Origin of the sequence: Hoeflea sp. 108, from assembly GCF_000372965.1 — a bacterium.
Taxonomy (GTDB): domain Bacteria; phylum Pseudomonadota; class Alphaproteobacteria; order Rhizobiales; family Rhizobiaceae; genus Aminobacter.
Map to the genome: position 1 here is coordinate 1,429,216 of NZ_KB890024.1, position 26,348 is coordinate 1,455,563.

At 63.0% G+C, this 26,348-nt stretch carries 28 protein-coding genes; 21 read left to right on the forward strand and 7 right to left on the reverse strand.

The genetic code is table 11. The features are described 5' to 3' along the window. The first annotated feature begins 73 nt into the window (after positions 1–73). The 9 genes from B015_RS0106945 to B015_RS0106985 all read left to right on the forward strand — a co-directional run bounded on the left by B015_RS0106945 (position 74) and on the right by B015_RS0106985 (position 7,120). Positions 74–436 (forward strand): SH3 domain-containing protein, encoded by a 363-nt coding sequence (locus B015_RS0106945; RefSeq protein ID WP_323848098.1) that lies wholly within the window; start codon positions 74–76, stop codon positions 434–436. A gap of 155 nt (positions 437–591) precedes the next feature. Next, positions 592–2,910, forward strand: a complete 2,319-nt coding sequence (locus B015_RS0106950; protein WP_018426952.1) for a putative monovalent cation/H+ antiporter subunit A — start codon at positions 592–594, stop codon at positions 2,908–2,910. 1 nt (position 2,911) lies between these two features. Further along, positions 2,912–3,331 carry a Na+/H+ antiporter subunit B gene (locus tag B015_RS0106955; RefSeq protein WP_018426953.1) on the forward strand — a complete coding sequence of 140 codons (420 nt, stop codon included), beginning with the start codon at positions 2,912–2,914 and terminating at the stop codon, positions 3,329–3,331. Next, positions 3,331–3,708, forward strand: coding sequence for a Na+/H+ antiporter subunit C (locus B015_RS0106960; RefSeq protein ID WP_018426954.1), 378 nt, complete (start codon positions 3,331–3,333; stop codon positions 3,706–3,708). The genes B015_RS0106955 and B015_RS0106960 overlap by 1 nt, the downstream gene beginning before the upstream one ends. Positions 3,709–3,710: 2 nt before the next feature. Then, positions 3,711–5,273, forward strand: a complete 1,563-nt coding sequence (locus B015_RS0106965; protein WP_018426955.1) for a Na+/H+ antiporter subunit D — start codon at positions 3,711–3,713, stop codon at positions 5,271–5,273. Then, a complete protein-coding gene (locus B015_RS0106970) occupies positions 5,270–5,743 on the forward strand; it encodes a Na+/H+ antiporter subunit E (protein ID WP_018426956.1) in 474 nt (157 codons plus the stop codon). Before B015_RS0106965 ends, B015_RS0106970 begins: the two co-directional genes overlap by 4 nt. Beyond that, entirely contained in the window at positions 5,740–6,057 is a 318-nt protein-coding gene (locus B015_RS0106975) for a cation:proton antiporter (protein WP_018426957.1), read from the forward strand. Before B015_RS0106970 ends, B015_RS0106975 begins: the two co-directional genes overlap by 4 nt. Beyond that, on the forward strand, positions 6,054–6,422 hold the full coding sequence (gene mnhG / locus B015_RS0106980) for a monovalent cation/H(+) antiporter subunit G (RefSeq protein ID WP_018426958.1): 369 nt from the start codon (positions 6,054–6,056) through the stop codon (positions 6,420–6,422). The genes B015_RS0106975 and mnhG overlap by 4 nt, the downstream gene beginning before the upstream one ends. A 272-nt stretch (positions 6,423–6,694) precedes the next feature. Beyond that, the gene (locus B015_RS0106985; protein WP_018426959.1) at positions 6,695–7,120 is read left to right on the forward strand and encodes a MucR family transcriptional regulator; all 426 of its coding nucleotides are present in this window, start codon (positions 6,695–6,697) and stop codon (positions 7,118–7,120) included. Between the two features lie 642 nt (positions 7,121–7,762). On the opposite strand, the gene B015_RS0106990 is transcribed toward B015_RS0106985, so the two are convergent. Further along, the gene (locus B015_RS0106990; RefSeq protein WP_026226985.1) at positions 7,763–8,191 is read right to left on the reverse strand and encodes a SufE family protein; all 429 of its coding nucleotides are present in this window, start codon (positions 8,189–8,191) and stop codon (positions 7,763–7,765) included. Positions 8,192–8,313: 122 nt separating this feature from the next. Continuing rightward, entirely contained in the window at positions 8,314–8,700 is a 387-nt protein-coding gene (locus tag B015_RS0106995) for a DUF5330 domain-containing protein (RefSeq protein ID WP_018426961.1), read from the reverse strand. A gap of 464 nt (positions 8,701–9,164) precedes the next feature. Between B015_RS0106995 and B015_RS0107000 the strand changes: the two genes are divergently transcribed. The 3 genes from B015_RS0107000 to B015_RS0107010 all read left to right on the forward strand — a co-directional run bounded on the left by B015_RS0107000 (position 9,165) and on the right by B015_RS0107010 (position 12,148). After that, the gene (locus B015_RS0107000) at positions 9,165–10,946 is read left to right on the forward strand and encodes a PAS domain-containing sensor histidine kinase (RefSeq protein ID WP_245262134.1); all 1,782 of its coding nucleotides are present in this window, start codon (positions 9,165–9,167) and stop codon (positions 10,944–10,946) included. Beyond that, the gene (locus B015_RS0107005) at positions 10,921–11,727 is read left to right on the forward strand and encodes a peptidoglycan-binding protein (RefSeq protein WP_018426963.1); all 807 of its coding nucleotides are present in this window, start codon (positions 10,921–10,923) and stop codon (positions 11,725–11,727) included. The genes B015_RS0107000 and B015_RS0107005 overlap by 26 nt, the downstream gene beginning before the upstream one ends. A gap of 73 nt (positions 11,728–11,800) precedes the next feature. After that, the gene (locus B015_RS0107010) at positions 11,801–12,148 is read left to right on the forward strand and encodes a DUF1491 family protein (protein ID WP_026226987.1); all 348 of its coding nucleotides are present in this window, start codon (positions 11,801–11,803) and stop codon (positions 12,146–12,148) included. Here B015_RS0107010 and B015_RS0107015 read toward each other — a convergent pair. The 5 genes from B015_RS0107015 to B015_RS0107040 all read right to left on the reverse strand — a co-directional run bounded on the left by B015_RS0107015 (position 12,135) and on the right by B015_RS0107040 (position 17,404). Next, entirely contained in the window at positions 12,135–13,142 is a 1,008-nt protein-coding gene (locus tag B015_RS0107015; RefSeq protein ID WP_018426965.1) for a hypothetical protein, read from the reverse strand. The genes B015_RS0107010 and B015_RS0107015 overlap by 14 nt on opposite strands. Positions 13,143–13,538: 396 nt before the next feature. Next, positions 13,539–14,081 carry a DUF1254 domain-containing protein gene (locus B015_RS0107025; RefSeq protein ID WP_018426967.1) on the reverse strand — a complete coding sequence of 181 codons (543 nt, stop codon included), beginning with the start codon at positions 14,079–14,081 and terminating at the stop codon, positions 13,539–13,541. Further along, positions 14,074–14,658: a DUF1214 domain-containing protein gene (locus tag B015_RS0107030; RefSeq protein ID WP_018426968.1), complete on the reverse strand. Its 585-nt coding sequence runs from the start codon at positions 14,656–14,658 to the stop codon at positions 14,074–14,076. The genes B015_RS0107025 and B015_RS0107030 overlap by 8 nt, the downstream gene beginning before the upstream one ends. A 112-nt stretch (positions 14,659–14,770) precedes the next feature. Then, positions 14,771–16,927, reverse strand: coding sequence for a PBP1A family penicillin-binding protein (locus B015_RS0107035; protein WP_018426969.1), 2,157 nt, complete (start codon positions 16,925–16,927; stop codon positions 14,771–14,773). A 261-nt stretch (positions 16,928–17,188) separates the two neighbouring features. After that, the gene (locus tag B015_RS0107040) at positions 17,189–17,404 is read right to left on the reverse strand and encodes a hypothetical protein (protein ID WP_018426970.1); all 216 of its coding nucleotides are present in this window, start codon (positions 17,402–17,404) and stop codon (positions 17,189–17,191) included. Between the two features lie 35 nt (positions 17,405–17,439). Here B015_RS0107040 and B015_RS0107045 point away from each other — a divergent pair, with 35 nt between their 5' ends. From B015_RS0107045 to B015_RS0107085, 9 genes are all read left to right on the forward strand, one after another. Next, on the forward strand, positions 17,440–17,733 hold the full coding sequence (locus B015_RS0107045) for a hypothetical protein (RefSeq protein WP_018426971.1): 294 nt from the start codon (positions 17,440–17,442) through the stop codon (positions 17,731–17,733). 67 nt (positions 17,734–17,800) lie between these two features. Continuing rightward, a complete protein-coding gene (locus B015_RS0107050) occupies positions 17,801–18,466 on the forward strand; it encodes a response regulator transcription factor (RefSeq protein ID WP_018426972.1) in 666 nt (221 codons plus the stop codon). 46 nt (positions 18,467–18,512) lie between these two features. Further along, positions 18,513–19,889, forward strand: coding sequence for an ATP-binding protein (locus tag B015_RS0107055; RefSeq protein ID WP_026226988.1), 1,377 nt, complete (start codon positions 18,513–18,515; stop codon positions 19,887–19,889). Between the two features lie 98 nt (positions 19,890–19,987). Next, the gene (locus B015_RS0107060) at positions 19,988–20,428 is read left to right on the forward strand and encodes a hypothetical protein (RefSeq protein ID WP_018426974.1); all 441 of its coding nucleotides are present in this window, start codon (positions 19,988–19,990) and stop codon (positions 20,426–20,428) included. 100 nt (positions 20,429–20,528) lie between these two features. Then, on the forward strand, positions 20,529–21,665 hold the full coding sequence (ccmI, locus tag B015_RS0107065; protein WP_026226989.1) for a c-type cytochrome biogenesis protein CcmI: 1,137 nt from the start codon (positions 20,529–20,531) through the stop codon (positions 21,663–21,665). 3 nt (positions 21,666–21,668) lie between these two features. Beyond that, a complete protein-coding gene (ccmE, locus tag B015_RS0107070) occupies positions 21,669–22,112 on the forward strand; it encodes a cytochrome c maturation protein CcmE (protein ID WP_018426976.1) in 444 nt (147 codons plus the stop codon). 18 nt (positions 22,113–22,130) lie between these two features. Continuing rightward, complete coding sequence (locus B015_RS0107075; protein ID WP_018426977.1) at positions 22,131–24,119, forward strand: heme lyase CcmF/NrfE family subunit; 1,989 nt, start codon at positions 22,131–22,133, stop codon at positions 24,117–24,119. Next, positions 24,116–24,583, forward strand: coding sequence for a cytochrome c-type biogenesis protein (locus B015_RS0107080; protein WP_018426978.1), 468 nt, complete (start codon positions 24,116–24,118; stop codon positions 24,581–24,583). The genes B015_RS0107075 and B015_RS0107080 overlap by 4 nt, the downstream gene beginning before the upstream one ends. Before the next feature lie 118 nt (positions 24,584–24,701). Further along, positions 24,702–26,249 (forward strand): Do family serine endopeptidase, encoded by a 1,548-nt coding sequence (locus B015_RS0107085; protein ID WP_026226990.1) that lies wholly within the window; start codon positions 24,702–24,704, stop codon positions 26,247–26,249. The last annotated feature ends 99 nt before the right edge of the window (positions 26,250–26,348 follow it).

Sequence of the window (26,348 nt, forward strand, 5' to 3'; positions counted from 1 at the left end):
GCGGGTTCAAGAGCAGAGTTGCAGTGCAGCGGCAACCAATATGGGACCGGCCATGCCCAAGGAGAAGATGAAGATGCTCATGAAAACTGCCGCCGCACTGGCCATTGCCTCGACTGTCGCCGTTTTTGCAGCAGAGTCCCGCGCGGCAGCGTTCTCTGCCTGGGAAGTTGGCAAGGTGCGCTGGGGCGATACGCTCAACATTCGCAAGTTCCCGTCCAATGGCTCTCAGAAGCAAGCCGCCTATCCGAACGGCAACGTTCTCAAGATGACTGGCAGGTGCACAGGCGGGGTCGATCTGCGTGACATCGGCCACCTGCCGGCATGGAAGCAGGAGCAGCGCGTTCGCTACAGCTGGTGCCAGGTCTGGCACGACCCCGCACAGGACGGCCGTTACGTGACAGGCTGGGTCTATGGCCGTTACATCACGCCCTACTGACGCGTTGTTGAAGCAATCTTGTCGCAGCTTCCGTAGGGGCTGCGGGGCGCCAGCCGTTGACAAGGCCCGATAACGCTTGCCCCTCGGCTGCCGGCCGTTTATGCCCTTCGACAACAACGTGAGATACAAAGAGGGCCCGTCCGCTGACCTTCCTGATGCTCATGCTGCCGTTTGCCGGGGCGTTGCTTGCCCCTGTGCTCGTCCGCGTGATGAAACACAATGCCGGCTGGCTGCTTGCCGCCATTCCTCTGCTCGTATTCCTGCATTTCGCCGGGATGCTCGACGCGGTCAGCAGAGGACATTCGATCTCTGGTGGGTTCGACTGGGCGCCGAGCCTTGGTCTCCGCTTTTCCTGGTTTCTCGACGGGCTGTCACTGACCTTCGCCTTGCTGATCTCCGGGATTGGCACGCTGATCGTCATCTATGCCGGCGGTTACCTGAAGGGACATCCGCAACAGGGGCGGTTCTTCTCCTTCATGCTGCTGTTCATGGGCGCGATGCTGGGACTGGTGGTCTCGGACTCGTTCCTGATGCTTTTCGTCTATTGGGAACTGACGTCGATCACGTCGTTCCTGCTCATCGGCTTCGACCACAAGCGCGAGGCGTCGCGACGTGCAGCACTCCAGGCGCTTCTTGTCACGGGACTTGGCGGACTATCGTTGCTTGCGGGGTTGCTTGTCATCACCCAGGCGACGGGCCTGGACTTGCTTTCCGCCTTGCTCGCCTCAGGTGATGCGCTGCGCCAGAGCCCGCTTTATGTCGCGGCGCTGGTACTGGTGCTTGGCGGCGCATTCACCAAGTCGGCGCAGTTTCCGTTCCATTTCTGGCTGCCCAACGCCATGGAGGCGCCGACGCCGGTGTCGGCCTATCTGCACTCGGCGACCATGGTCAAGGCCGGCGTCTATCTGCTGATGCGACTGAACCCGGTTATGGGAGATACGGTGGCGTGGGAAGCGGTGCTGCCGCTGTTCGGCGGCGTTACGCTTGCCGTCGGCACGCTGCTTGCGATCAGGCAGACCGACCTCAAGCTGATGCTGGCCTATACGACGGTCGCCTCGCTCGGCCTTCTTGTCATGCTGACCGGCATGGGGTCGGACAAGGCGGTGGAGGCCGCGGCGCTCTATCTGATGGCGCATTCCATGTTCAAGGGCGCGCTGTTCATGGTCGCCGGCCTGATCGACCACGAGGCCGGTACCCGCGACATCACCAGGTTGGGCGGGCTGCGTCGGGCAATGCCGGTCACCTTCGCTGCCGCCATGCTTGCCGCGCTTTCGATGGGAGGCCTGCCGCTGTTCTTCGGCTTCCTCGCCAAAGAAGAAATCTACTATGCGCACAGCCTCGCCGAAGGCTGGCAAGCGCTGCTGATCGTTGTGGCCGTAGCCGGCAACGCGCTGATGTTTGCCATCGGCTTTGCGGTTGCGCTGCGACCTTTCGTCGGTGCGGCTGCGGCGACGCCCAAGCCTGCGCATGAAGGTCCGGTTTCGCTGTGGCTCGGGCCGATCGTCCTCGGTATCGCCGGCCTTGTGGCGGCGCTCGCTACTCCGGTGGCGCATGAACTGCTGTCCTCGCCGATGGCCAGCGCCATCGCCGGCAAGCCGATCCAGGTCGAGATCACGACGGTGCCGCATCTGGGTGTGCCGCTGCTGTTGTCGGCGCTGACCGTGGCGCTTGGCATTGCCGCCTATCTCCGTCTTGACCGGTTGCGGACGATGATGGCCGGCGTGCTCGCAGCCATCGGCTGGGGGCCGGACCGTGGGTTCGACCACGCGCTGCGTGGGCTGCTGCGCGTCTCGTTCGGCGTCACGCGTATCGTCCATAGCGGCCGCCTCGACATCTATCTGACGGTCACCTTCGTTGCCATCGCGGCGGCCCTTCTGTTGCCGATGTTGATGTTCGACGAGCTGCCGGCCATGCCGGCCTGGCCATCATTCCGCTTTTACGAATGGACGATTCTGGCAATCGCCGTCATCGGCATTGCCGCCGTCGTGCATGCGCGCAGCCGGCTGACGGCGATCGTCTCTCTCGGCATCCAGGGCTTTGCTATCGCCCTGCTGTACATGCTGTTCGGTGCGCCCGACCTGTCCTTCACCCAGTTCATGGTCGAGACATTGGCCGTGGTCATTCTGGCGCTTGTCATGACGCGGCTGCGGCTGGCGCCTGCCGACCGGCGGCCGCTTGCCCAGAAGCTGCTGGATGGCGCCATTGCTGTGGCCTGCGGTACGGGCTTCGCCTTGCTGCTGCTCAAGGTCACGCAATTGCCGTTCGACGACCGGCTGTCGCAGTTCTTCAATACATACTCGAAGACCATCGCCCATGGCCGCAACGTGGTGAACGTCATCATCGTTGACTTCCGCGGGCTCGATACGCTGGGTGAAATCGCCGTCGTCATGATCACCGGTCTGGCCATTCTTGCCTTGATCCGCGTCCGCTCGAAAAAGCCGGAGCCGGCCCAGGCCCCGTCGGGGGAGGCGTGACATGCAGACGCTGATCTTCCGCACGCTTGCGCCTTATCTCACCGGGCTGATGCTGATGTTTTCGGTGTTTGTGCTACTGCGGGGCCACAACGAGCCGGGCGGCGGCTTTACCGGCGGACTGATCGCCGCTTCCGCCTTTGCCATTCACGGTATTGCCTTTGGCGTGCCGGCGGTGCGCCGTTCGCTCTATTTCCATCCGATGGCGATCTCGGGCTTTGGCCTGTTCATCGCAGCACTCGCCGGCTTGCCGTCGCTGGCTTATGGCCTGCCCTTCCTGACCGGGCTATGGGCTTCGCCGAGCCTTTTGGGCATCAGCGTCGACCTGTCGACGGTCATGGTCTTCGACATCGGCGTCTACCTGGTCGTCGTCGGCTCGATCACCTCGATCGCGCTGGCGCTCGAGGACAGGGAGCACGACTGATGGAAGCCGTCTTTGCCATCCTTGTCGGCATCTTCTTTGCCGCAGCGATCTACTTGATGCAGTCTAGGCACATCATCCGCATCCTGCTCGGCGTCGCCCTGTTCGGCAACGCGGTGAACCTTTTGATCTTCACCAATGGCAGGCTGACCCGCGAGGTGCCGCCTGTGATTGCCGAGGCGCTGGACGTGCCCGCCGGCGCGGTGGCTAATCCGTTGCCGCAGGCGCTGATCCTGACGGCGATCGTCATCTCGTTCTCGTTCTTCGCCTTCCTGCTGGTGCTGGCCTATCGCGCCTACCAGGAGATCGGCACCGACGACACCGACGGCATGCGGGTCGCAGAACCGGCCGACGACGGCCTGCCGCCGATGGGATACTGACCATGGCGGTGCAAGGAGATCTGGTCGACAAGACTGCTGCCATGATCGCGGCACCCGTGACCGCAAGCGACTGGCTGGTCGTGTTGCCGGTGCTGCTGCCGATCGTCGTCGGCGCGCTGCTTTTGATGATCCGCCACAACATTCGCTGGCATGCGCTGGTGGCGCTCGCAGCGCTTGCGGCGATGGTGGTTGCCAACGCCATGCTCCTGGGGCGCGTATTGTCGGACGGCCCGATGTCGATGACCATGGGCAGCTGGCTGCCGCCCTTCGGCATCTCGTTCACCGTCGACGCGCTGGGTGCCGTCTTCTCGCTGACTGGCTCACTGGTGGCGCTGGCCTGCTGTGCCTATTCGGTGCAGGACGTCGACGCGACGGGCCGGCGCTATGGCTTCTACCCGTTCCTGCTCCTGATGATGGCGGGCGTCAGCGGTGCGTTCCTGACCGGCGACATGTTCAACCTCTACGTCTGGTTCGAGGTGTTCCTGATCTCGTCCTTCGGCCTGTTGATCCTCGGGTCAGAAAAGCCGCAGATCGACGGGGCGACCAAATACGCCATCCTCAACCTGGTCGGCACGACGCTGTTCCTGATCGCGACGGGTTATCTCTACGGCACTTTCGGCACGCTCAACATGGCCGATCTTGCGGTAAAGGTGGGGCAGGTGGGCGAGACCGCGCCGCTGATGACGCTGGCGACGCTGTTCCTGCTCGCCTTTGGCATGAAGGCGGCTGCCTTTCCGGTCAATTTCTGGCTGCCTGCGTCCTATCATACGCCACCCGTCATCACTGGCGCGCTCTTCGGCGGATTGCTGACCAAGGTGGGCATATATGCGTTGCTGCGCACGCTGGTGATGATCTTCGCAATCCAGCGCGCGGAGTTGGCGGGTCTGATCGGCTGGGTCGCGGTAGCGACCATGCTTGTCGGTGCACTGGGGGCCTTGGCGCAATCGGACATCCGCCGCATCTCGGGCTTCCTGGTTATTTCGGGCGTCGGGATCATGCTGGCCGGCATCGCGCTCGGCAGCGAAGCCGGGCTTTCAGGCGCGATATTCTATGCATTGCATTCGATGCTCGCCCTTTCCGCACTGTACCTGCTCGGCGGGTTGATGAAGCAGCTGGGCGGAAGCTTTTCCCTTCGCTCATTGGCTGGGCTCTACGGCGCCAGCCCTTTCCTGACGCTGCTCGCCTTCTTCATTTCGCTGGCCGTCGCCGGCCTGCCGCCAGGCTCGGGGTTGTGGCCCAAGGTGATGCTGGTGCGGGCAGCACTCGATGCCGGCGTGTGGCAACTGGCCGGCGCCATCCTGGTGAGCGGCTTCCTGACGACGATCGCCCTCGGGCGCGTGTTCATCCTTGCCTTCTGGCGCAATGAGGTCGTTGATCCGACTGGAGCTGTCGCCGGCAAGATGTCGGTCGCAGGCTGCGTAGCCCTGGTTTCGCTTGTCGCAGTCATGCTGGCGATAGGATTTGCGCCTGAGCCCTTCATTCGCGCTGCCAATGTTGCGGCAGGCGGGCTGCTCGACACGTCGGCCTATGTCCAGGCGGTTTTCCCGGCGGGAGGCGGTCAATGATCCCCTATCGCAACGAACTGATCCTGGCGCTTATCTGGGTCGCGATCTCAGGGAGCTACACGCTGCCGAACCTGGTCTTCGGCTTTGCCATCGGCTGGACGGTGCTGTTCCTGGTGCGTGATCAGCTGCCGGCGACGCGGGTCGTGATCCGGCCTTGGCCGACGCTTCTGCTCTTCTTGCTCTTCGTCAAGGAACTGCTTCTGTCTTCGGTCAGGGTGGCAAGGCTCGTGCTGTCGCCTAGCATGGACATCAAGCCGGGGATATTTGCCTATCCGCTGACCGTGACGCGTGATTTCGAGATCACCCTGCTTGCCAATCTCATCACCCTGACACCGGGAACCCTTTCGGTCGACGTGTCCGAGGACCGGCAGACGTTGTTTGTGCATGGCATGGATTGCTCGGACCCCGAGCAGGCGCGCCGCGAGATCCGCAATGGCTTCGAGCGCCGGATCATGGAGGCGTTCAGATGATGTCGGGAGCCTCGTTCCTGAGTATTTGTGCCCTGTTCGCACTCGGTATTCTCAGCATTTCGTTTCTTCTTGTCGTTTGGCGTGTGGTCAAGGGGCCGACCTTGCCAGATCGGATACTTGGGCTCGACATGCTGGTGGCCGTCGCCATCGGCTTCATTGCCGTGCTTGGCGTGCGTTCCGGCTTCACGCTTTATGTCGATGTTGCCATAGCACTTGGTCTCGTCGGCTTCCTGGCAACAGTTGCTTTTGCGCGTTTTGTGCTCAGCGGCGGTGTCGACGCCAAGAAACAGGACGCCGAGGAGGAGCAGGCATGATTGGCGGCATTGCCGACTATATTGCCGGAACCTTGATCGTGGTCGGTGCGTTGTTTGCTCTGACCGCGTCCATTGGGTTGCTGCGCCTTCCCGATGTTTATACGCGCATGCATGCAGCATCGAAGGCCGGTACGCTTGGATCGTGCCTGATGCTGATTGCGCTGGCGGTTCATACTGGAGAATTGGCCACGGCGCTCAGGGCTGTGGCAGGTGTCGTATTCTTTCTTCTGACTGCGCCGATCGCTGCTCATCTTCTGGCAAAAGCGGCTTATTCAGCCGGTTATCGAATGTGGCAGGGCTCGGTGATCGACGATATGTCCCAAATTGCGGCAGCGGATAAGAAGAACCGTCCTTCCGGCTCTTAACGCTGGCAATGAGGCTGTGGCTGATCTGTCGCCGTTGTGTGAATTGATCTCAACCGAATGCCCAGAGTCGTCAAAAAGGTTCATTTGTTAGAGAAGTGATGAGCTCATTGTTCTTGGATTCGCAAAGAATAGTGAATTGACTTGTATTGGATACGGGCTCATTAAAGTGTCTGAGCGCGAGTCGTAAAGGCAGTTTGCGATACAAAAACGCGCCGCATCCCGGTCGAAACATCGGGCAAAAAAACAATCAGTCACATTGGGGCCTGAAGCATATGGATACTTCCGAAACGCCTGCAACAAACAACGAAACGCTGATCGAACTGACCGCCGATGTGGTGGCAGCCTATGTCAGCAACAATCCGGTTCCGGTGGGAGAACTTCCGGGACTTATCGCCGATGTCCACGCGGCTCTCGGCCGCGTCGGAAATGTCGCCGAGGCGCCGCCCGCCGACAAGCAGAAGCCGGCCGTCAATCCCAAGCGGTCTGTGCATGACGACTACATCATCTGCCTTGAAGACGGCAAAAAGTTCAAGTCGCTCAAGCGTCACCTGATGACCCACTACAACATGACGCCGGATCAGTACCGCGAGAAGTGGGGCCTTGACGCCAGCTATCCGATGGTGGCGCCGAACTATGCGGCCGCCCGTTCGCAGCTGGCCAAGAAGATGGGTTTGGGGCGCAAGCGCAAGGGCAAGTAAAAGCCCGCGTCACTGTTTTGGAGCGCCGAACGTCCTGACGGACGCGCAAACGGCGCTCTAGCCTGTTGAATTTGAGCATTGTGCGTTCCGGAGATCGTTTTTCGATTTTCGGGCCGATGCGTTAGCGAGCGGCGCCCTTGGGCGCCGTATTGCTTTTGGGGCGTCGCCGTCGTGGTTTGAGCGACGGGCGCGCCGGTCCGCCAGGGGCCTCGCCTTGCAGGCGGTCGCGCACCTGCTTGAGTGCGATATGACTGTTGAGGTCGTAGCTCCAGCGGCGGTTGATCCCTCGCGCTCGATCGCCCGTTCGAGGCGCTTTAGCAAGGCCCGCGTCGATGCCTGCTCGCCTGACAGCGCGTCGGTGGGCTCGATGCCGCAGCGGAGCTGCAATGCCGCCCGCCGGCGTGCGTCGGTTAGTTCGACGAGCCTGTTTTGCCTGAATGCCGCGCGGTTGGCCCCGAGCTTTCAGGCGTCCTGATCGACGTTTGCTTGTTTTCTCAAGAGGCTGGAAATTGTGGAGATGGAGCGCGGCTGGACGGTACGTCGGCGCTGGGCGGGCTGGCGCGCACAATCCGCAGGCCAATGCCGGCGCCAGTCGCAAGGTTCTGCATTGGGGGCGCTTGCAGCCCGAGGATGGGCTGAGGCTCAGGCGAGCTGGTGCAGCGCTGCCTCGGCGTCGCGCTTGATACGCTTGACCATCGAACGCAGGCCATTGGCACGCTGGGGCGACAGGTGTTCGTTGAGGCCGAGCTCCCTCAGCGTCGCCTCCGCATCGGTGGCGAGGATCTCGCTGGCGCGATGGCCGGAGAACAGGGCCAGCATGATGGCCACAAGGCCACGCACGATATGGGCGTCGGAATAGCCCTCGAAGCGGATCGCCGGATCGTTGCCGTCGCCCTTGTGGGTGACGAGCCAGACCTGGCTGACGCAACCCTGGACCTTGTTGGCGTCGGTCTGCTCGCTCTCGGGGAAGGTCGGAAGAGCCTCGCCTAGCTCGATGACATAGCGATAACGATCCTCCCATTCTTCAAGGAAGGAAAAGTCGTCGCGGATCGTGTCGATCGAGGTCGTCATGGTGCTCTGCATATAGTCGCAGGGGCGCCATCCGTCACGAAAAAAGAAACACCGCAGGCAGCGGAGGCAAGCCGCCTGCGGTGGGGCCTAGCGGCCAATTCTGGAAATTCCGATTGTTGAGATCAATGCGCCGGCGTCTTGGCCGGAAGAACCGGAGCCTTGGCCGGGAGGGGAGCCGCTTCGGCGGGCAGGGCAGGCGCATCGTCGCCCGCGGGCACGCTGCCGGTCTGGGTCGCGGTATCAGGCTTGCCAAAATTCTGGTCGAGAACTTCGTAGGCGATGCGGGCGCTTTCGCGGGCTCGTTCGCCGATGGTCTGCATCGCTGCCTTGCCGGTCTCGCAGACCTCGGGTTTGCGCTCGCAGATTGCGGCGATGTCGCCGACGGCTTCACGCGCGGCAAACAGGGCTTGCAACGGGCTCACCCGGCTCTCTCCGTCCGGGCCGGTGCCGAGCGGAAGAAAGAGCAGGACGAGCGAGAACCAGAATGCGGTCCTTATGAGAAAGCCCATGGAGTGCCTCTTGTTAGCAGCCGGGCCGCTCTTGTTGTGGCGGCCTCGTTGTTGTCGACGAAGACAATGGCACGAACGAGGAAAGGAGCGCTTGATTCAAACGGTTGCATTTCCAGTTGCCTTTTCACCAAAGTTTAACGGTTGAACGACGGCTCCGTGTTGCTTGGCGGCGGCGATTTTGGGCCTAGATTGTAAGCAATTGATTTAAATTAAAAAACGGACGCAATGGCGCGCGCAGGCAGGGTTTTGGTCGATCATTTGCCGGCGCTCGGCAAATAACCCTCCATTTACCATGGCAAGAACTGTTCTCGAATGTCGGCCCAATCGTCCCGATATTCGCCGTGAGCCACGGTTCTGGTCAGCCAGCTTTATCGCTTCATTAAAGGCTCAATGCGAGTTTGGGGACCAACCAGACAAGAGCCGCAAAGCGGACCACGGAAGAGTGCGTAGCGTTGAGTTTTTTCATGTCCAGATACGGTGAGTTTTCCGGCGCGATGGCCGGCGGCTGCGACCGGCTGGTCCATCCGTCGATCGAAGGTTCCGAGCGGCTGCGCCAGCGGCGGCTCGTCGGCCTGTTGCTGGGCGCTCCCTTTATCGTGGCCGGCGCCGGCGTTGTGCTGGTCTCCGCAAATCTTGGTGCTGCCGCCATCTTCGCCGTGATCTTCGCTGCCTTCAGCCTGAGCTGGCTTGCCGCACTGAGCATCGCAGCGACAGGCAAAGCCGCCCAGATCGGCGTGACTGCGCTGCTCGGCGGCGCGGTTGCGGTTGCCGCAATCGTCGCTGCCGCCGGCGGATTGACGTCACCTGCAACGCTTCTGGTTGCAGCCTTGCCGCTTGAGGCACTCTGGGTTTGGCGGACGCGCAAGGCGGCCCTGTTGGGCGTCTGTGCCGCGGTCGCGGCACTTATGCTTCAGGGCTTGCTCGGCAGCATGTCGTTTGCAGAGGGTGCGACAGCATCGGTCTGGCAGTGGCTGCTGCCTGCTGCCTGGGCTGCGGTCTATCTGGTTAGGGCCATGGAGTTTGTCGGCAACGGCGCGGACGAACACGTCAAGGCGCCCGCAGATGCTCTGGAACAGATACTCAAGGCGGTGGTCCTGCGGATCGGCCACAATGGCGACGTCGTCGACGTTTCCGAGCAGGCGCGCGCCATGCTGCGCCTGCAGCCCGAGCTGCTGCTGGGTACAGCGCTGTTCGACCGTATTCATGTCGCCGACCGGGTTGCCTATCTCTGCGCGCTGGCCGACATGCGCGACGGCGCCGAGATGCGCGGCGTCGAACTGCGCCTGCGCCTGCCCAAGTTCAACGACAACGACACCGTCGACAACTTCCGCCCGTTCGCCCTGGAAATGATGAAGGGCGAGGCGCAGTCGATCGTCGTGGTCGTGCGCGAGAACGACACCGTGGCAGAACTGCGCAGCGAGCTTGCCGCCGCCGCCAATGCTGTTAAGAGCGCCGAACTTGCCAAGGGCAATTTCCTGGCCGCCGTGAGCCACGAACTGCGGACACCGCTGAATGCCATCATCGGCTTCTCGGACATGCTCCTGCACGAGATGTTCGGCCCGCTCCAGGAGCCGCGCCAGAAGGAATATGTCGGCATCGTCCGTGAATCGGGCCAGCATCTGCTCGACGTCGTGAACTCGATCCTTGACGTCTCCAAGATCGAATCCGGCTGCTACGCCATCAATCCCGAGCCGTTCAAGTTCCGCGAGGCGGTCGACATGTGCGCTTCGATGATGACGCTGCAGGCCGAGGCCAAGGCGCTTGATCTGGCGGTCGAAGTTGCCGCTGGCATCGGCGAGATCAAGGCCGACCGGCGCGCGATCCAGCAGATGCTGATCAACCTCGTGTCGAATGCGGTGAAGTTCACGCCCGATGGCGGCCGGGTTGGCATCGGCGCCAAGCGGTTGGGCTCGCGCCTGCATTTCTGGGTGTCCGACACCGGCATCGGCATCGCCGAGGAGGACCTGTCGCGACTGGGCACGCCGTTCATGCAGATCCAGAACGACTACACCCGCCGCTTCGAAGGCACTGGCCTTGGCCTCTCATTGGTCAAGGGACTGGTGGCCTTGCACGACGGCACGATGTCGATCGAGAGCGCGCCGGGCGAGGGCACCACGGTTACCATCAGCTTGCCGATCGAAGGCCCGGCTTTCCGCCCCTCGCAGGAGGCGAAGGGCGAACTGATGCGCCTTCCGGCCGGCAGGACCAAGGAGAAGCACGATGGCTCGCTCCGCAAAGCAAGCTAAGCGGAAGGTCGTCGAGGAACGCAGCGCCCTCCAGGACGGCGCGCTGGCTCTCGGCGGCATGATCGCGCGCAATCCGGTGCTGGTCGGCGGCTCGACCGCTTTCCTGGTTGCGCTGTTCTATGTTTCGGCCAACGCCCTTTGGTATCAGCCTTACGCACACAAGGGCGCATTCTTCTCCACCCGCGAAGCCGTCCAGTTTCCTGACATGGCGCCTGACGCCTCGGAAACGACGATCAAGATCGAGCGTCCGGAACCGGCGCAGACGGCGCAATTGCCCGAGGGCAATCCTGCGGTCGAGCAGGTTCAGAGCATTCTGAAGGACCTCAATTTCTACGGCGGCACGGTTGACGGCCTCAACGGGCCTGCAACACGCAGCGCCATCCAGGCCTATCAGAAGAAGGTCGGCCTAGCTGCGACGGGCGAGATCGACCAGTCGCTGCTTCAGCAACTCGGGGCTCGAGATACCACTGCCGGGATTACGCCGACGCCGAAGCCCAGGGTGGAGCAGGCGCAGGCGCCTGCACCGCGCAGTCTGGTGACGCCGGCCTCCGCGCCAGCACGGCCCGTACCCGCTAGGGAAGTCGATCTCGATGCGCGCATCAAGAAGATCCAGGTGGGACTCAAGGCGTTCGGCAATGACGGCATCGACGTCGATGGCGTGATCGGAGCCAGGACCAAATCGGCTATCCGCGAGTTCCAGGCGCTGTTCGGCCTGCCCGAGACGGGGGAACCCGACCAGGCTGTCTACGCCAAGATGCGCGAGATCGGCCTGACCAATTAGCTTGCGCATCAAGCCTGTCCGCGTCGCCGGATGGGCGGTATAGAGGCCCATCGAAACTGCGACGGGCCGGCACATGCGCGTAACCACCGATTTCTGGGTATCGGCTCTTCTGCGAAGGGTGTTCGGCGATGGCGGCTTTGGCGCCATAATCAGCAAGGGGGCGACCGAAGCGGGCGCCGTGTTCGTGTTGACGCGCGACCGCTTCGGCCAGACAAGCCTATACGGGCCCGCGCCGCAGTCGAGCTACGACACCGCACGGCCCGACGAACGCCAGTTCAGCCTTCTCGACAGCAATGACGATAGTGAGGCTATCGAAAAGCGGCTGGAGCGCGAGCGGCGCTTCGACCCCGATATCTGGGTCGTCGAGATCGAGGCCGGAAAGACCGAGATCAAGGACCTTCTGGCGCTTACGACGCCCTGAGCCGGTCGCCTTTCGGCGGATCGCCGGCCGCCCTGCGTTGCAGGCGCTCGGCGTTGCTGCGGATGCGCGCGCCGACGGCCGCTGCCTTCCAGTCCCTGACACGGTCGAGGGCAACGTCACGGTGCAGCAGGCGGTAGCGGTCTAGGAACAACCGAATTGCCTCGGCATGGGCGAATTGGCCGGGGAAGGTTGCCGATGCGAGCAGGAAGGCATGTTCTTCAGGCAGGTCGAGCGCTTTCAGTGCATCGATAAGCGAGGAATAGCCTGCCTTCTCGGTGATGGCGCGGGCTGTCTGGAAATCGATCTCAAGGGCATCGGCCAGTGCCGTCTGGAAGAAGGCATTGTTACCGGTGAGGGCGGTCGTCTTCAATTTCTCATAGGACGAAGGACGGACGATCGTTTCGGGCTGCGAGAGCTCGTGGCCGTCGTTTGGCGCCATCATCGAGCGCAATCTGCGGCGCACGGTCTCCGCCAGTTCGCCGGGCAGGGGATCGTGGCTGAGCGAAGCTGCCGCGGCGGCCTGTCCCCGTTCCGGCTGGGAAGCTGATTCCACCGGGGACGTTTCCGGATAGACGAGACGTGGCTTTTCAAGCACCCGGATCAGGTCGGCGATGGTCGGGTTGAGATTGGGACGCCTGAAGATAGCGCGCGCATGCGGCAGCCCGTGACGGCCGATCAGGGCGATGAGTGTCACGTCCGACAGAAGTGGCGAGCGGATCAGCAGCGGGGCTGCGATATCGACGCTGTCGTCGCAAAGCCGGCGCACGAGGCCGGGCGGTGCATACTCGCTTTCGGACAGGGCGGCTGCAACGAAGCGACGAGCCTCGACCGACACGTTCTCGAACAACGGCAGGGTCAGGTCTTCGAGCTGGGAGATTTCGCGGCGCGATGGACGCGGCAACGCGCAGAAAGCGGATACCGCCGCCCGGAACAGCCGCTCGGGCTTGCCGGTCTCGCGCCCTATGGCGATTTGCCTGAAGTCCGATGCTGACACGGTACGCCTGACACAACTCGATACTGCTTCGGAAGCGACCCCGGCCACGGCGCTGCGTTTCTGATGTCCCCGAAGATGAACATAAACTTAGCGGCGATTTGTTAGCAGTACGTTAACTCTCTGCTGGCCTTATCGAGACGGAGGCGTTGCGTGCTTGCTCCGGTAAAACCGAGAGGGAAATCGCCAACCATGGGCAGCGTTGTGTCATTCATGCCGCGCCGTGCGGCCGTCCGCAAATCCCCGAGATCAGCGGAAACTTCGGCATCCATCATCATTTTTCCGGGCGTTCGCTACGAGCGCGTCAAGGACGCCGTTACTGGTGTCGAACGCGTCGGCCGGGCCAGTGCTCCGCGCCGCAACGATCCTCTGCCGCGACACTGATCCGGACGGGCAGGGTTACTGGATCTCGCAGTTGATGCCGTCGAGGAAGCGCGACACCTCGGGCTTCCAGCTGTCGTCGGGCACGAAGACGCGGACGACGACGATACCCTCGTCGATTGGCGTTTCGACAAAGATCGATTTCTCGAATTCCGGCGGCAGTTCCTTGCGCAGTTCGATCATCTGGGCCGGGGTCAGCACGACGAAATCGAGGCCGCCGTCCGGCGAGGTGCGATCGTTGAAGCTGTAGATGTTCTGCCCGCTGCGATCGTAGACCGAGGCCGACCAGAACGGAACCTTGCCAGCATTGTCGATGCGAACGACGCCCTCGGCGAGGTCGAAGCGGCAGGCGGCCTCGAAGAACGACGGATCGAGAGACTTCACGACCGGCGCGCCGCCGACTTCCTGGTCGAGGCGCACGATCTTGTTGGGACCAGCGACCATGGCAAGCCGAGACCAGGCGTCCCGTTCAGAGAAACTGGGCACCAAGAGCAGGATGACGATGTGGGCAATGCCCGCACCGACAAGGCCGATGACGAGCGCATGAAGGAGCCTAAGCATTGCACTGGACCCTGACGATGCGCGGCATCTCGATATCGGACAGGCCGGTGCTGCTGGCGATCGGGGTGTCGTAGAGCGTGAGCACCAGGTTCATGTCGCCGACGCCTGAAACCGCGAGCCAGTTGCCCGGCACGGCTTTGGCGCCGACTGATATCTCGACCGAATTGTCGGGCTGGCGCAGCACTTCGAGCGAATGCAGCTCGCCGTCGCGGCGCATGCCCGACTTCAGCGCCATCTGGTCCTTGTCCGAGGCGTAGAGCGTCCAGAAGCGCGCGACCGGCAGGCCGCCTTCGACGCGGTAGCTGCATTCGCGCTTGAGATGGGTGCCGCTGGAATCGCGTTCGGCAACAAAGGCGAGGCCCTCAGCGCGGCCGAGCGCGAGGATGCCGTCACGCGCCACGCGAGCCTTGGAGTAGGGATCGGCGTCGGGCGTGCCGCTGTCCGGGAAGGCCGTCCAGGGCCCGATCGACACGGCACCGATGCCTTCCTGCGACTTCAGGATCATGCCGACGCTTGCGGCACCTCCGCCGATGGCGATGGCTAGCGCCAGACCTATCAGGATCGATTGTTTCAGCATGAGCCGCCGCAGACTGGAGTTGGCGGAGGAATATCCTGCCTCGCGCCGGGAAGGCAAGCCGGGAACGGCTGCAACCGGTACGGGAACTGCTGCTGTGAGGCCGCCCGCAAGGTCACAGCGCCGAAAGCGTCTCGGGTTCGGCTGGCGGTTCGATTGCCGGCGCGTTGTGGAAGAAGTCGGCGATCTCGCGCAGCGTCCGCGTCGTCGTGCTCGACAGCACGGGTGGACGGTCGGCCGCGTCTGCTGCGGCCTGGTCGGTTCCAGCCTTTGCCGCCTCCTCGGCCTTGGCGATCTGGGCCGGATCGACGAACGGGTTCTTGATGCCCGGTATCGGCTTCAGATCGATGTTCTGGTGGGCGTAGGCCATGAGGCGCTGCCAGACCATTGCAGGCAGCGAACCGCCGGTCATCTTGTTGGTTGGCGAAAAGTCGTCATTGCCGAGCCAGACGGCGGCCGTGTAGTTGCCGGTGAAACCGATGTACCAGGCGTCGCGATAGGACTGGGTGGTGCCGGTCTTGCCCGCCGAGCGGATGTTGGGCAGGGCGGCCTTTCGCGCGGTGCCGGTCTCCGGGATCTGGACCATGATCGAATTCATCGACGAAACCGCCTGTTCCGACAGAACCCGATGCGGCGGCGTGCCGTCCTTGGACCAGTCATAGATCAACTTGCCGGAATGGGTGACGAGCTGCGTGATGCCGTGACGGGTGCCGACGAGGCCATTCTGGGCCAGCACACTGTAGCCTGTTGCCTGATCCATGACGGTGAGGCCGGAGGTGCCGAGCACCATCGTCTTGTGTGAACTGACAGGGGACTCGACACCCATCGCCTCGGCCATGGCCTTGATCGGCGCTATGGTCAGGTGTTCCTTGGCGAGACGCACAGGCACGGTATTGATCGACTTGATCAGAGCTGTGGCGAGCGTCATCCGCCCGGAATAGCCGCGTGTGTAGTTCTTCGGTGACCAGTTGCCCCAGCTGATCGGCGCATCCGATATCACCGATTCCGGCGTGAAGCCGTGTTCCATCGCCGTCGAGTAGACATAAGGCTTGAACGACGAGCCGGTCTGGCGCTGCGCCTTGGTGGCGCGGTTGAACTGGCTGGCACCGTAGTCGCGTCCGCCGACGAGAGCGCGGACCGCACCGTTGGTCTCGATGACGACGATGGCGCCCTCGCTGACGTGATATTCCTTGCCATATTGGCGCAGGTGGAACTCGACCGACTCCTCGGCCGCGTTCTGGATGTTCATGTCGATGGTGGTGCGCGCGACCAGCGAATGAACGCCCGACTTGGCGGCGATCTTCTTGACCTCGTCGAAGGCCCAGTCGAGGAAATAGTCAGGGCTTTTCTGCTTGCCGCGGTCGACCACGTTGGCCGGGTGGAGTCGCGCCGAAAGCACCTGACCCTCGGTCATGAAGCCGGCCTGGACGAGATTGGTCAGCACCACGTTGGCGCGGGCGCGGGCTGCAGGCAGATTGATATGCGGGGCGTATTTGGTCGGGGCCTTGAACAGGCCGGCGAGCATCGCCGCCTCTGCAAGGTTGAGATCCTTGACCTGCTTGCCAAAGTAGAAATTGGCTGCAGCAGAGATGCCGAACGTGCCGCCGCCCATATAGGCGCGGTCGAGATAGAGCTGCAGGATCTCTTTCTTGGACAGGTTGGATTCCAGCCACAGCGACAGAAACGCTTCCTTGATCTTGCGTTCGACCGTGCGCTCGTTTGTGAGGAACAGGTTCTTGGCGAGCTGCTGGGTGATGCTGGAGCCGCCCTGGACCACTGAGTTGGCGCGCATGTTCTCGGACATGGCGCGGATCAGGCCGAGGACGTCGATGCCGTAATGCTCGAAGAAGCGACGGTCTTCGGTGGCGAGCACCGCCTTGATGACATGGTCCGGCATCTCGTCGACCGGCACGGAATCGCGCTGGATGATACCGCGCTGGCCGATCTCGTTGCCGTAGCGGTCGAGGAAGGTGACGGCGAAGTCGTCGCGGTTGCGCCAGTCGCCTGCCGTTTCCTGAAAGGCGGGCATGGCCAGCGCCAGCATCACGACCGAACCGCCGGCGCCCATGGTGAAGGCTTCGCTCAGCATCTCGACGACGCCGCGGCGCCAGCCTTTGACGCGAAAGCGGCGGAAGAAGATCGTCGCGCTTTCCCAGAATTGCTGGGCGCGGAAGCGCAACTCATAGAGGGTGGAATCGAGCCAGGCGTCGATGGCCAGAAGCCCAGCGGCGAAACGGCTTCTTTTCTTGCGGGGTTCGATTGGGCTTTCCATGCGCAAAGGTCCGACGCGTGCCTGGAGAATATACTTATTTGGCCTTGCTGGCGAATTAAGGGCACGCGTCCCTCGGCCCCATGAACGACTTGTCCCCGATTTTGCCCGACGGGACAAGGGGGCAGCGCCATCATCGACAGCTATCCGGAAAAAGCGAAATTATAGGAATGTATTCTTTTTGCCGTGGCTGTGATCTGGTGTTTCTATATCGTCGAAAAAGTGTTGCGGGCAGACCCGATACTCCGGCGGACGTCCATCATTTCAGTCATCGGGAGGCATCTTGGACGTGAAGGCGAACGGAGGCTGGCGCGTTGCGCGCGCTTTACGAAGGCGCGGAAGCGGATGCGACGCTGCCTTGCCGGCAATCACAGCATTTTCGGGGCTTGTGGCGATTCTCAGCAGGCTAAGTGCCATGGAGCGGACCGGCATCAAGTAGAAGGCTTGCAATGGCAGCAATTGCATGAACTCATTGTTCATTCCACGTTCAGCACTGCTGTATTAGAAGTCCCGGCATGAAAACGCTTCGCTCCATATTCCGGTCTGCCATGACTGCGCTGTGCGCGGCGGGCCTGTTCGCCAGCGCGGCGGCGGCTGAACAGATGCCGCCTCGCGAAGGCGAGTATGTTGTAGCCGCTGCGGATTGCTACGCGATCGGCCAGCAGGTAGCCGACGAGCATGGTGGTACTTTGGCGAGGGCGTCCGAATCCAACCAGGGCGGGCAGTCGGTATGCGTGATCGTGGTGCTCGTGCCGGCGAAAGACGGCCAGCGCCCGCGCCGCGTGCAGGTCGTGGTCCCCGCCAACTGACGGCGATTTCACCGAAAGGCCGGAATCGCCTATATCTTCTGCAGCTTACCACTGGTCGTAAAACAGCATGCGCATACTCGTCGTCGAAGATGACAAGGACCTGAACCGCCAGATTTCCGAGGCGTTGACCGATGCCGGCTACGTCGTCGACAAGGCTTTCGACGGCGAGGAGGGACATTTCCTCGGCGATACCGAGCCCTATGACGCCGTGGTCCTCGACATTGGTCTGCCGCAGATGGATGGCATCAGCGTCGTGGAAAAATGGCGCCGCGGTGGCCGCAAGATGCCTGTACTGATGCTGACGGCGCGCGACCGCTGGAGCGACAAGGTGGCCGGCATTGACGCTGGCGCTGACGATTACGTCACCAAGCCGTTCCACATCGAAGAGGTGCTGGCCCGCTTGCGCGCCCTGATCCGACGTGCTGCCGGCCACGCCTCCTCGGAACTGTCCTGCGGTCCTGTGCGGCTCGACACCAAGGCTTCGAAGGCTGATGTCAACGGCGTGCCTCTGAAGCTGACCTCGCACGAGTTCCGCCTGCTTGCCTATCTCATGCATCATATGGGCGAGGTGGTTTCGCGGACAGAGCTGGTCGAGCACCTCTACGACCAGGATTTCGACCGCGATTCCAATACCATCGAGGTGTTCGTCGGTCGCCTTCGCAAGAAGATGGGCATCGACATGATCGAAACCGTCCGCGGTATGGGATACCGCATGCGCGAGCCGGAGGCGTAAGGCGGAACAGCTCAGCAAACGACTGGCGCGCTGGAAGCGGTACGGGCTGAGCCTCGGCCCGCGCTCCCTGGCGTTTCGCGTCATCGCCTTTTCGACGATCTGGGCGATCCTCGCCTTTGCGCTCATCTTCACCGTGATCGGTTCGCTTTATCGCCAAACCAGCGAGCGCGGCTTCGACAGTCTCTTGTCGGCGCATCTGTTCAACCTGATCGGATCGGTCGGTGTGTCGGACAGCGGCACCCTGACCGGCGGTCCCGATCTGGGTGACCTCAGGTTCTCGGAGCCGGAGTCGGGCTGGTACTGGTCGGTGGAGCCGGTGTCGAAGGGGCTGGTCGGCCAGCTGCGTTCGTCGTCGATGACCGAGCCGATCGCCTCGCCCAGCATCAACGAGGCGCCGTTCAATTCGGAGTTCCAGCGCCACTACCGCATTGCCGGCATCAACGGCGAGGAACTCGAGGTGTTCGAGAGCGAGTTTGTGCTCGATTCGCAGAACCGCATCGCGCGCTTTCGCGTCATGGGCAATCGCAGCGAACTGGAAGACGAGATATCGGGCTTCGAATGGCGCCTGTTTTCCTACCTGTCGCTGTTCGGTTTCGGCATGATCGCCATCAACGCCATCGCCATCCTGCTCGGCCTGCAGCCGCTCGCACGCGTCCGCAACGCGCTTGCCATGGTGCGCGAAGGCACGGCGCAAAGGCTGACCGGGCGCTTTCCAGCCGAGATCCAGCCGCTTGCCAATGAGACCAATGCGTTGATCGAAAACAACCGGCGCATCGTCGAGCGTTCCCGTACACAGGTTGGCAATCTCGCCCATTCGCTGAAGACGCCGCTGGCGGTGATGCTCAACGAGGGTCGTGCTCTGGGTGGTCCCAAGGGCCAACTGATCGCCGACCACGCGGCGGCGATGCAGCAGCAGATCGATCATTATCTGCAGCGCGCGCGTGTTGCGGCGCAACGCGAAAGCGTCGTCTATCGCACGCCGGTCACGCCGCTGCTTGAACGCATGGTGCGCGTCATGGACAAGCTGTCTCGTGGCACCGGCATTTCACTGGCCACGCCGCCGGCGGACGTCGTCTTTGCCGGCGAGCGGGAAGATCTCGAGGAGGTTGTCGGCAACCTCCTCGAAAATGCAATGAAATGGGCGCACAGTGCGGTCAGGGTGTCTGTCGAAACGGCAGTGCCTGTTGGCGAGGAGCCGCCGCGATTTTCGATCCTGATCGAGGATGACGGACCGGGCATTCCCGAGGACAAGGCGCGCGAGGCACTGCAGCGCGGCAAGCGTCTCGACGAGACAAAACCGGGCACCGGGCTGGGGCTCGCCATTGTCGCCGACCTGGTCAAGGAGTATGGCGGCACCTTGCGGCTTGAGCGCTCGGCGATGGGCGGCTTGAAGGCTGTCGTCGAACTGCGCGGAGTGCAGTAGAAATGGCTGGCCGAATCGGCCCCATTTCGGCCAAAGATGGAAACTAACGCGACGCCAAGCCATTGTAAGTGGAAGCGAATTCGGGACCGGTGATGGATATGAGACTGCGGGTTGCACTGGTGGCGGGACTGATTGCCGTTTCCGGCTGCACGACCACTGGTCTGGGCAGCGGCGGCGGCATCATTCCGTCGTCCTCCGGCGCCGACACTGCAAATTCCAGCGGCAGGGTCGCAGCGCGTAACATCAACGCCATGAATGGCGGCCTGATCGGCGGTTCGATCGGCAGTGGCCTGAGCGACAGTGATCGCCGCAAGGCGCTGGAAGCGGAGTACCGCGCGCTGGAATACGGCCAGGGTGGCCAGGCGATTGGCTGGAAGGGCGATGGCCGCTCCGGCGAAGTCATCGCGGCTCAGCCTTATCGCGTCGGCTCGCAGGACTGCCGTCAATATTCGCAGACGGTGTTCACCACCGGAACTCCGCTGACCTCGCGCGGAACGGCCTGCCGCAACGCCGACGGCAGCTGGTCGCCGCTGACCTGAGGCACAATCCTACAATTGCCTGAAATTCAGTGCTGAATCGTCAATAAGCCGCAGCCCGTCCATGTTGGCAGTTTGATGGCTGCTGGCTATTTAGATGGCCATGCTGTTCTGGATTGTTGCCGCTCTTCTGACACTGGGTGCGAGCCTCGCGGTTCTGCTGCCTTTGACGCGCCAAGCCGAAGGCGACGCCGACAAGAGCCATGACCTGGAGGTCTATCGCGACCAGTTGGCGGAGGTGGAGCGCGACGCCGCGCGCGGCCTGATCGCCGCGCCCGACGCCGAGCAGGCGCGCGCCGAGATCGCACGCCGCATCATCAGGCTGGATGCCGAAGGCACGAGCGCACCGCGAAGCGGCCCGTCCTTGGCGCCGCGGCTGGTTGGTGTCGTTGCCGTGCTCGCAGTGCCGCTGTTGAGCTGGAGCGTCTATACGGTGATCGGCTCGCCCGACATTCCCTCGCAGCCGCTGAGCGCGCGCCTGTCGCAGAATCCCGCCAACAGCTCGGTCGACGAGTTGATCGCGCGCGCCGAGGCTCATCTTGTCGCCAACCCCACCGATGGCCGTGGCTGGGACGTACTGGCGCCTGTCTACATGCGCATGGGCCGCGCCAATGACGCGGTCACTGCCTATCGCAATGCGATCCGGCTGCTCGGCTCGTCCTCGGCGCGCGAATCCGGCCTTGGCGAAGCGATAGCTGCCGCCGCCGGCGGCATCGTCACCGCCGACGCGCGTTCGGCATTCGAGGATGCGCTGAAGAGCGACCCGACCAATCCCAAGGCGCGCTACTTCCTTGGCATCGCTTTGGCCCAGGAAGGCAAGACGGCCGACGCGGCCATCGTATGGCGTCAGTTGGCCGACGGAGTGCCTGCGGATTCGCCGTGGCGTTCGGTTGTCGAGCAGGCAATTGCGCAGGCGGAAGGCCGCGTGCCGCAACAGAACCAGACAGCCGGCGCACCTGCGCCCAGCCAGGACCAGATCGATGCCGCGGCTTCCATGTCGGCGGGCGACCGCACGGTGATGATCGAGGGCATGGTCGCCACGCTTGATGAGAAGCTGCGCCAGAACCCGCGCGACACGGAAGGCTGGCTGCGGCTTGTTCGTTCATATCAGGTGCTGGGCAAGACCGACCAGGCGCAGGACGCGCTGGGTCGCGCCTATACGGCCCTTGGCCGTGACAGCGACGACGGCCGCAAGCTCACCGAACTGGCCGGCTCGCTTGGCCTAAAGGTTACGGAGTAGGCCATGACGCGCAAACAGAAACGCCTCTCTGTCATTGCTGGCGCGCTGGTTTTCCTGGGCGCGGCAACGGCGCTGACCTTCTACGCGCTCGGCCAGAAGGCCTCCTATTTCTACATGCCAGGCGACCTGCAGACGGCGACCCTCGAGCCCGGCCAGCGCATACGTCTCGGCGGGTTGGTCGAGAACGGATCGATCGTGCGCGGGCAGGGGACCGAGGTGGCGTTCGGCGTCACCGATTCCGAGAAGACCGTGAAGGTGCGCTACACCGGCATCCTGCCGGACCTTTTCCGAGAAGGGCAGGGCGTCATTACCGAGGGCAGCTTCGCTGCGGACGGAACGTTTGTCGCCGACAGCGTGCTGGCCAAGCACGACGAGAACTACATGCCCAAGGAGGTTGCCGACAGCCTGAAGGCAAAGGGCGTCTGGCAACAGGAAACCACTCAATGATTGGCGGGCGGGGCTGAGATGGTCGAAACGGGTCACTTTGCGCTTATCCTGGCGCTTGCCTTGTCGCTGGTGCAGTCGCTGGTGCCGCTTTATGGCGCCCACAAGGGCGATGCCCGGCTGATGGCCGTGGGCGGGCCGGTGGCGGTCACCGGCTTCGCGCTGATCGCGCTGTCGTTCGCAGTGCTGACGGCCGCCTATGTCCAGTCGGACTTCTCGCTGGTCAACGTCTGGGAAAACTCCCACTCGCTGCAGCCGCTGCTCTATAAGATCACCGGTACCTGGGGCAACCACGAAGGCTCTATGCTGCTCTGGGTGCTGATCCTGGCTTTCTTCGGCGCGCTCGTGGCGGCCTTCGGCGGCAATCTGCCGGCGACGCTCCGCGCCAATGTGATTGCCGTCCAGGGCTGGATCGGCACGGCTTTCCTGCTCTTCATCCTGATCACGTCCAACCCGTTCACGCGGCTGGTGCCAGCTCCCATCGAAGGCAAGGATCTCAACCCGATCCTGCAGGACTTCGGCCTCGCGGTACACCCGCCGCTACTCTATCTCGGCTATGTCGGCTTCTCCGTCTGCTTCTCCTTTGCCGTCGCCGCGCTGATCGAGGGGCGCATCGATGCCGCATGGGCGCGCTGGGTGCGGCCGTGGACCCTGATGGCTTGGGTGTTCCTGACCGGCGGCATCGCCATGGGCTCCTACTGGGCCTATTACGAGCTCGGCTGGGGCGGCTTCTGGTTCTGGGACCCGGTCGAAAACGCGTCGTTCATGCCTTGGCTCGCCGGCACGGCACTGCTGCACTCGGCCATCGTCATGGAAAAGCGCTCGGCGCTGAAGATCTGGACGCTGCTGCTTGCCATCCTGACCTTTTCGCTGTCGTTGCTCGGCACCTTCCTTGTGCGCTCGGGCGTCTTGACCTCGGTCCACGCCTTTGCCAGCGATCCCAGCCGCGGCGTCTTCATCCTCTGCATCCTGATGCTGTTCATTGGCGGCTCGCTGGCCTTGTTCGCGCTGCGGGCGTCGTCGCTCACCGCGGGCGGCCTGTTCCATCCGATCTCGCGTGAAGGCGCGCTGGTGCTGAACAATCTGTTCCTCACCACGGCAACCGCGACGGTCTTGATCGGCACACTCTATCCGCTGCTGGTCGAGGCCCTGTTCGGCGACAAGATTTCGGTCGGCGAGCCCTTTTTCAATCTGACCTTCGGCCCGCTGATGTTGCCGCTGCTGCTGCTGGTACCCTTCGGCCCGCTGCTTGCCTGGAAGCGCGGCGACATCGCCGCAGCCTCGCAGCGCCTGATGTTTGCGTTTGGCGCAGCCCTTCTGGCCGTGCTCGTCACCTTCCTGTTCGTCGATGGCGCGTCGGTCTTCGCAGCCCTTGGGGCCGGCCTGTCGGCCTGGCTGGTTCTGGGGTCGCTGACCGACCTCGTGCTGAAGTCGGGTCTCGGCAATGTGACACCGCGCATCGCCCTGCGCCGCTTCCTCGGCTTGCCGCGTTCGGTCTTCGGCACCGCACTTGCCCATCTCGGGCTTGGGCTGACCCTGCTCGGCATCGTCTCGGTCCTGTCGTTCCAGAAAGAGGCGATCTTGGTGATGAAGCCGGCGCAGGTGCTGGAGATCGGTGGACACCATCTGCGTTTCGACGGCCTGCATCCGGTGCGTGGCCCGAACTTCACCGAAGACCAGGGCCGCTTCTCGCTGCTCGACGACAATGGCAAGCCGACCGCCGAGATCATGTCGGCCAAGCGCTTCTATCCGGTGCGCCAGATGCCGACAACGGAAGCAGGCATCCGCACGATGTGGCTGAGCCAGCTCTATGTCGCGCTGGGCGACGAGACGGCGGACGGCTCCGTTGTCGTGCGCGTCTGGTGGAAGCCGCTGGTGACGCTGATCTGGGGCGGCGCGCTGGTGATGATGGTCGGCGGTTTCGTGTCGCTGATGGACCGTCGCCTGCGGGTTGGTGCGCCGGCACGGCGCAAGACGGTTGAGGCCAAAGCGAGCCCGGTGACCTCATGATCAAGAAACTGCCGGCAGCAGCTGCCTTCCTGGGCGCACTCCTTCTTGCAGGCACGGCGCTCGCGGTGAAGCCGAACGAGATGCTGGCCGATCCGAAGCTTGAGGCCCGGGCGCGGCTGCTCTCGGAAGAGCTGCGCTGCATGGTCTGCCAGAACCAGTCCATTGACGAATCCGACGCGGAGCTCGCTGCCGACCTTCGCGTGTTGCTGCGCGAGCGCCTCATGGCAGGCGATACAGACAAGCAGGTGATGGACTACATCGTCTCCCGCTATGGCGAGTTTGTGCTCTTGAAACCGCCCTTCAACCTGCGCAACGCGCTGCTCTGGGGCGCGCCGGTGCTCATCCTGCTGGCGGGCGGGGCTTTCGTCTTCATGTCTGCCCGTTCGCGTCGCCGGCAAGAAACGACTGTACTCAGCAAGGAAGAGCAGGATGCGCTCGACGTTATCCTGCGCAAGGAAAGCTGATTTTCTCAAACATTACGAAAGTTTCATCCGTCGGAAATGGAGCTGTAATGTGAGCCTCTCTATCTCTTGAGTCATCGGATGCGGATGGAAAGCATCCCGCTCAAGAGGATCAGAGACAATGAACAGCGCACATTCTCCCCTTTCGCGTTCCCGCAAGCGCTTCATGGCCGCTGCCGCATCCGTCGCCCTTGCAGGTGCGATCGGCTTTGGCGCCATGACCAGCGGGACGATCCCCTCCTATGCCGACGCCGTGCGCGTCAATGCACCCCAGATTTCAAGCTTCGCCGACGTTGTCGACCAGGTCTCGCCCGCCGTTGTGAGCGTCCAGGTCAAGGCCCGGATCGATCCGGCCGCCGACACCGGCTCCTCGCCCTTCTCAGACCAGCAGAATTTTGACAACCTCCCCGACAACCATCCGCTGAAGCGCTTCTTCCGCCAGTTCGGCGGCCCGGATGGCCAGGGTGGTCAGGACGGCGGTCAGCGCTTCAAGCGCAACAACCGTGGCAACCAGCAGCCGCGTCCGGTCGCCCAGGGCTCGGGCTTCTTCATTTCCGATGACGGCTACCTGGTTACCAACAACCACGTCGTCGAGGACGGCACCGCCTATACTGTTGTCACCAATGACGGCAAGGAATTCGACGCCAAGCTGATCGGTACCGATCCGCGCACAGATCTCGCCGTGCTCAAGGTCGACGCCGCAGGCACCAAGTTCACCTATGTCTCCTTTGCCGACGATGCCAAGGTCCGTGTCGGCGACTGGGTCGTGGCGGTCGGCAATCCGTTCGGTCTCGGCGGCACAGTCACCGCCGGCATCGTCTCGGCCCGTGGCCGCGACATCGGCGCCGGCCCATATGACGATTTCCTCCAGATCGACGCTGCGGTGAACCGCGGCAACTCGGGCGGTCCGGCCTTCAACCTCAACGGCGAAGTCGTTGGCATCAACACTGCGATCTTCTCGCCGTCGGGCGGCAGCGTCGGCATCGCCTTCGCCATCCCGGCCTCGACCGCCAAGCAGGTCGTCGGGGACCTGATGAAGAACGGCAGCGTCCAGCGTGGCTGGCTTGGCGTGGAAATCCAGCCGGTCACCACTGATATTGCGGAGTCCCTCGGCCTCAAGGGCGAGAAGGGTGCACTGGTTTCCAGTGCCCAGGACACCGGCCCGGCCAAGAAGGCGGGCATCGTGGCAGGTGACGTCATCACCCAGGTCAACGGTCAGGAGGTCGCCTCTCCGAGGGAGCTCGCCCGTTTGATCGGCGCTGTCACACCAGGCAAGGCGGTCGACGTCACGGTATGGCGCAACGGCAAGAGCGAGGCGATCAGCGTCGACCTCGGCACGCTTCCAGGTTCGGACAAGAAGGCGTCGGCCGACGAGCAGTCGGCGCCCTCCGAAGCCACCTCGCTTGCCGATCTCGGCCTGACTGTCACGCGCAATGAAAGCGGCGCCGGTCTCGTCGTGACCGACGTCGATCCTTCCAGCAGCGCTGCCGATCGCGGCATCCAGGCCGGCGACATCATTACCGCCGTGAACTCTGTCGAGATCAAGAACCCGGCTGATGTCGGCAAGGCGCTTGCCGACGCGGAAAAGGCGGGCCGCAAGGCCGTCCTCTTCCAGGTCAGCCGCGAGAACTCGAACCGCTTCGTCGCATTGCCCATCAACCAGGGCTGAATGGAGTAACCGGTCTCTCCCATCGCGCGGTTTCATCACCCCCGGGCTGCGCGATGGCCGAGACTGTGCCGAAAGCGTCTGTCACTCGTCGCGTTCGGC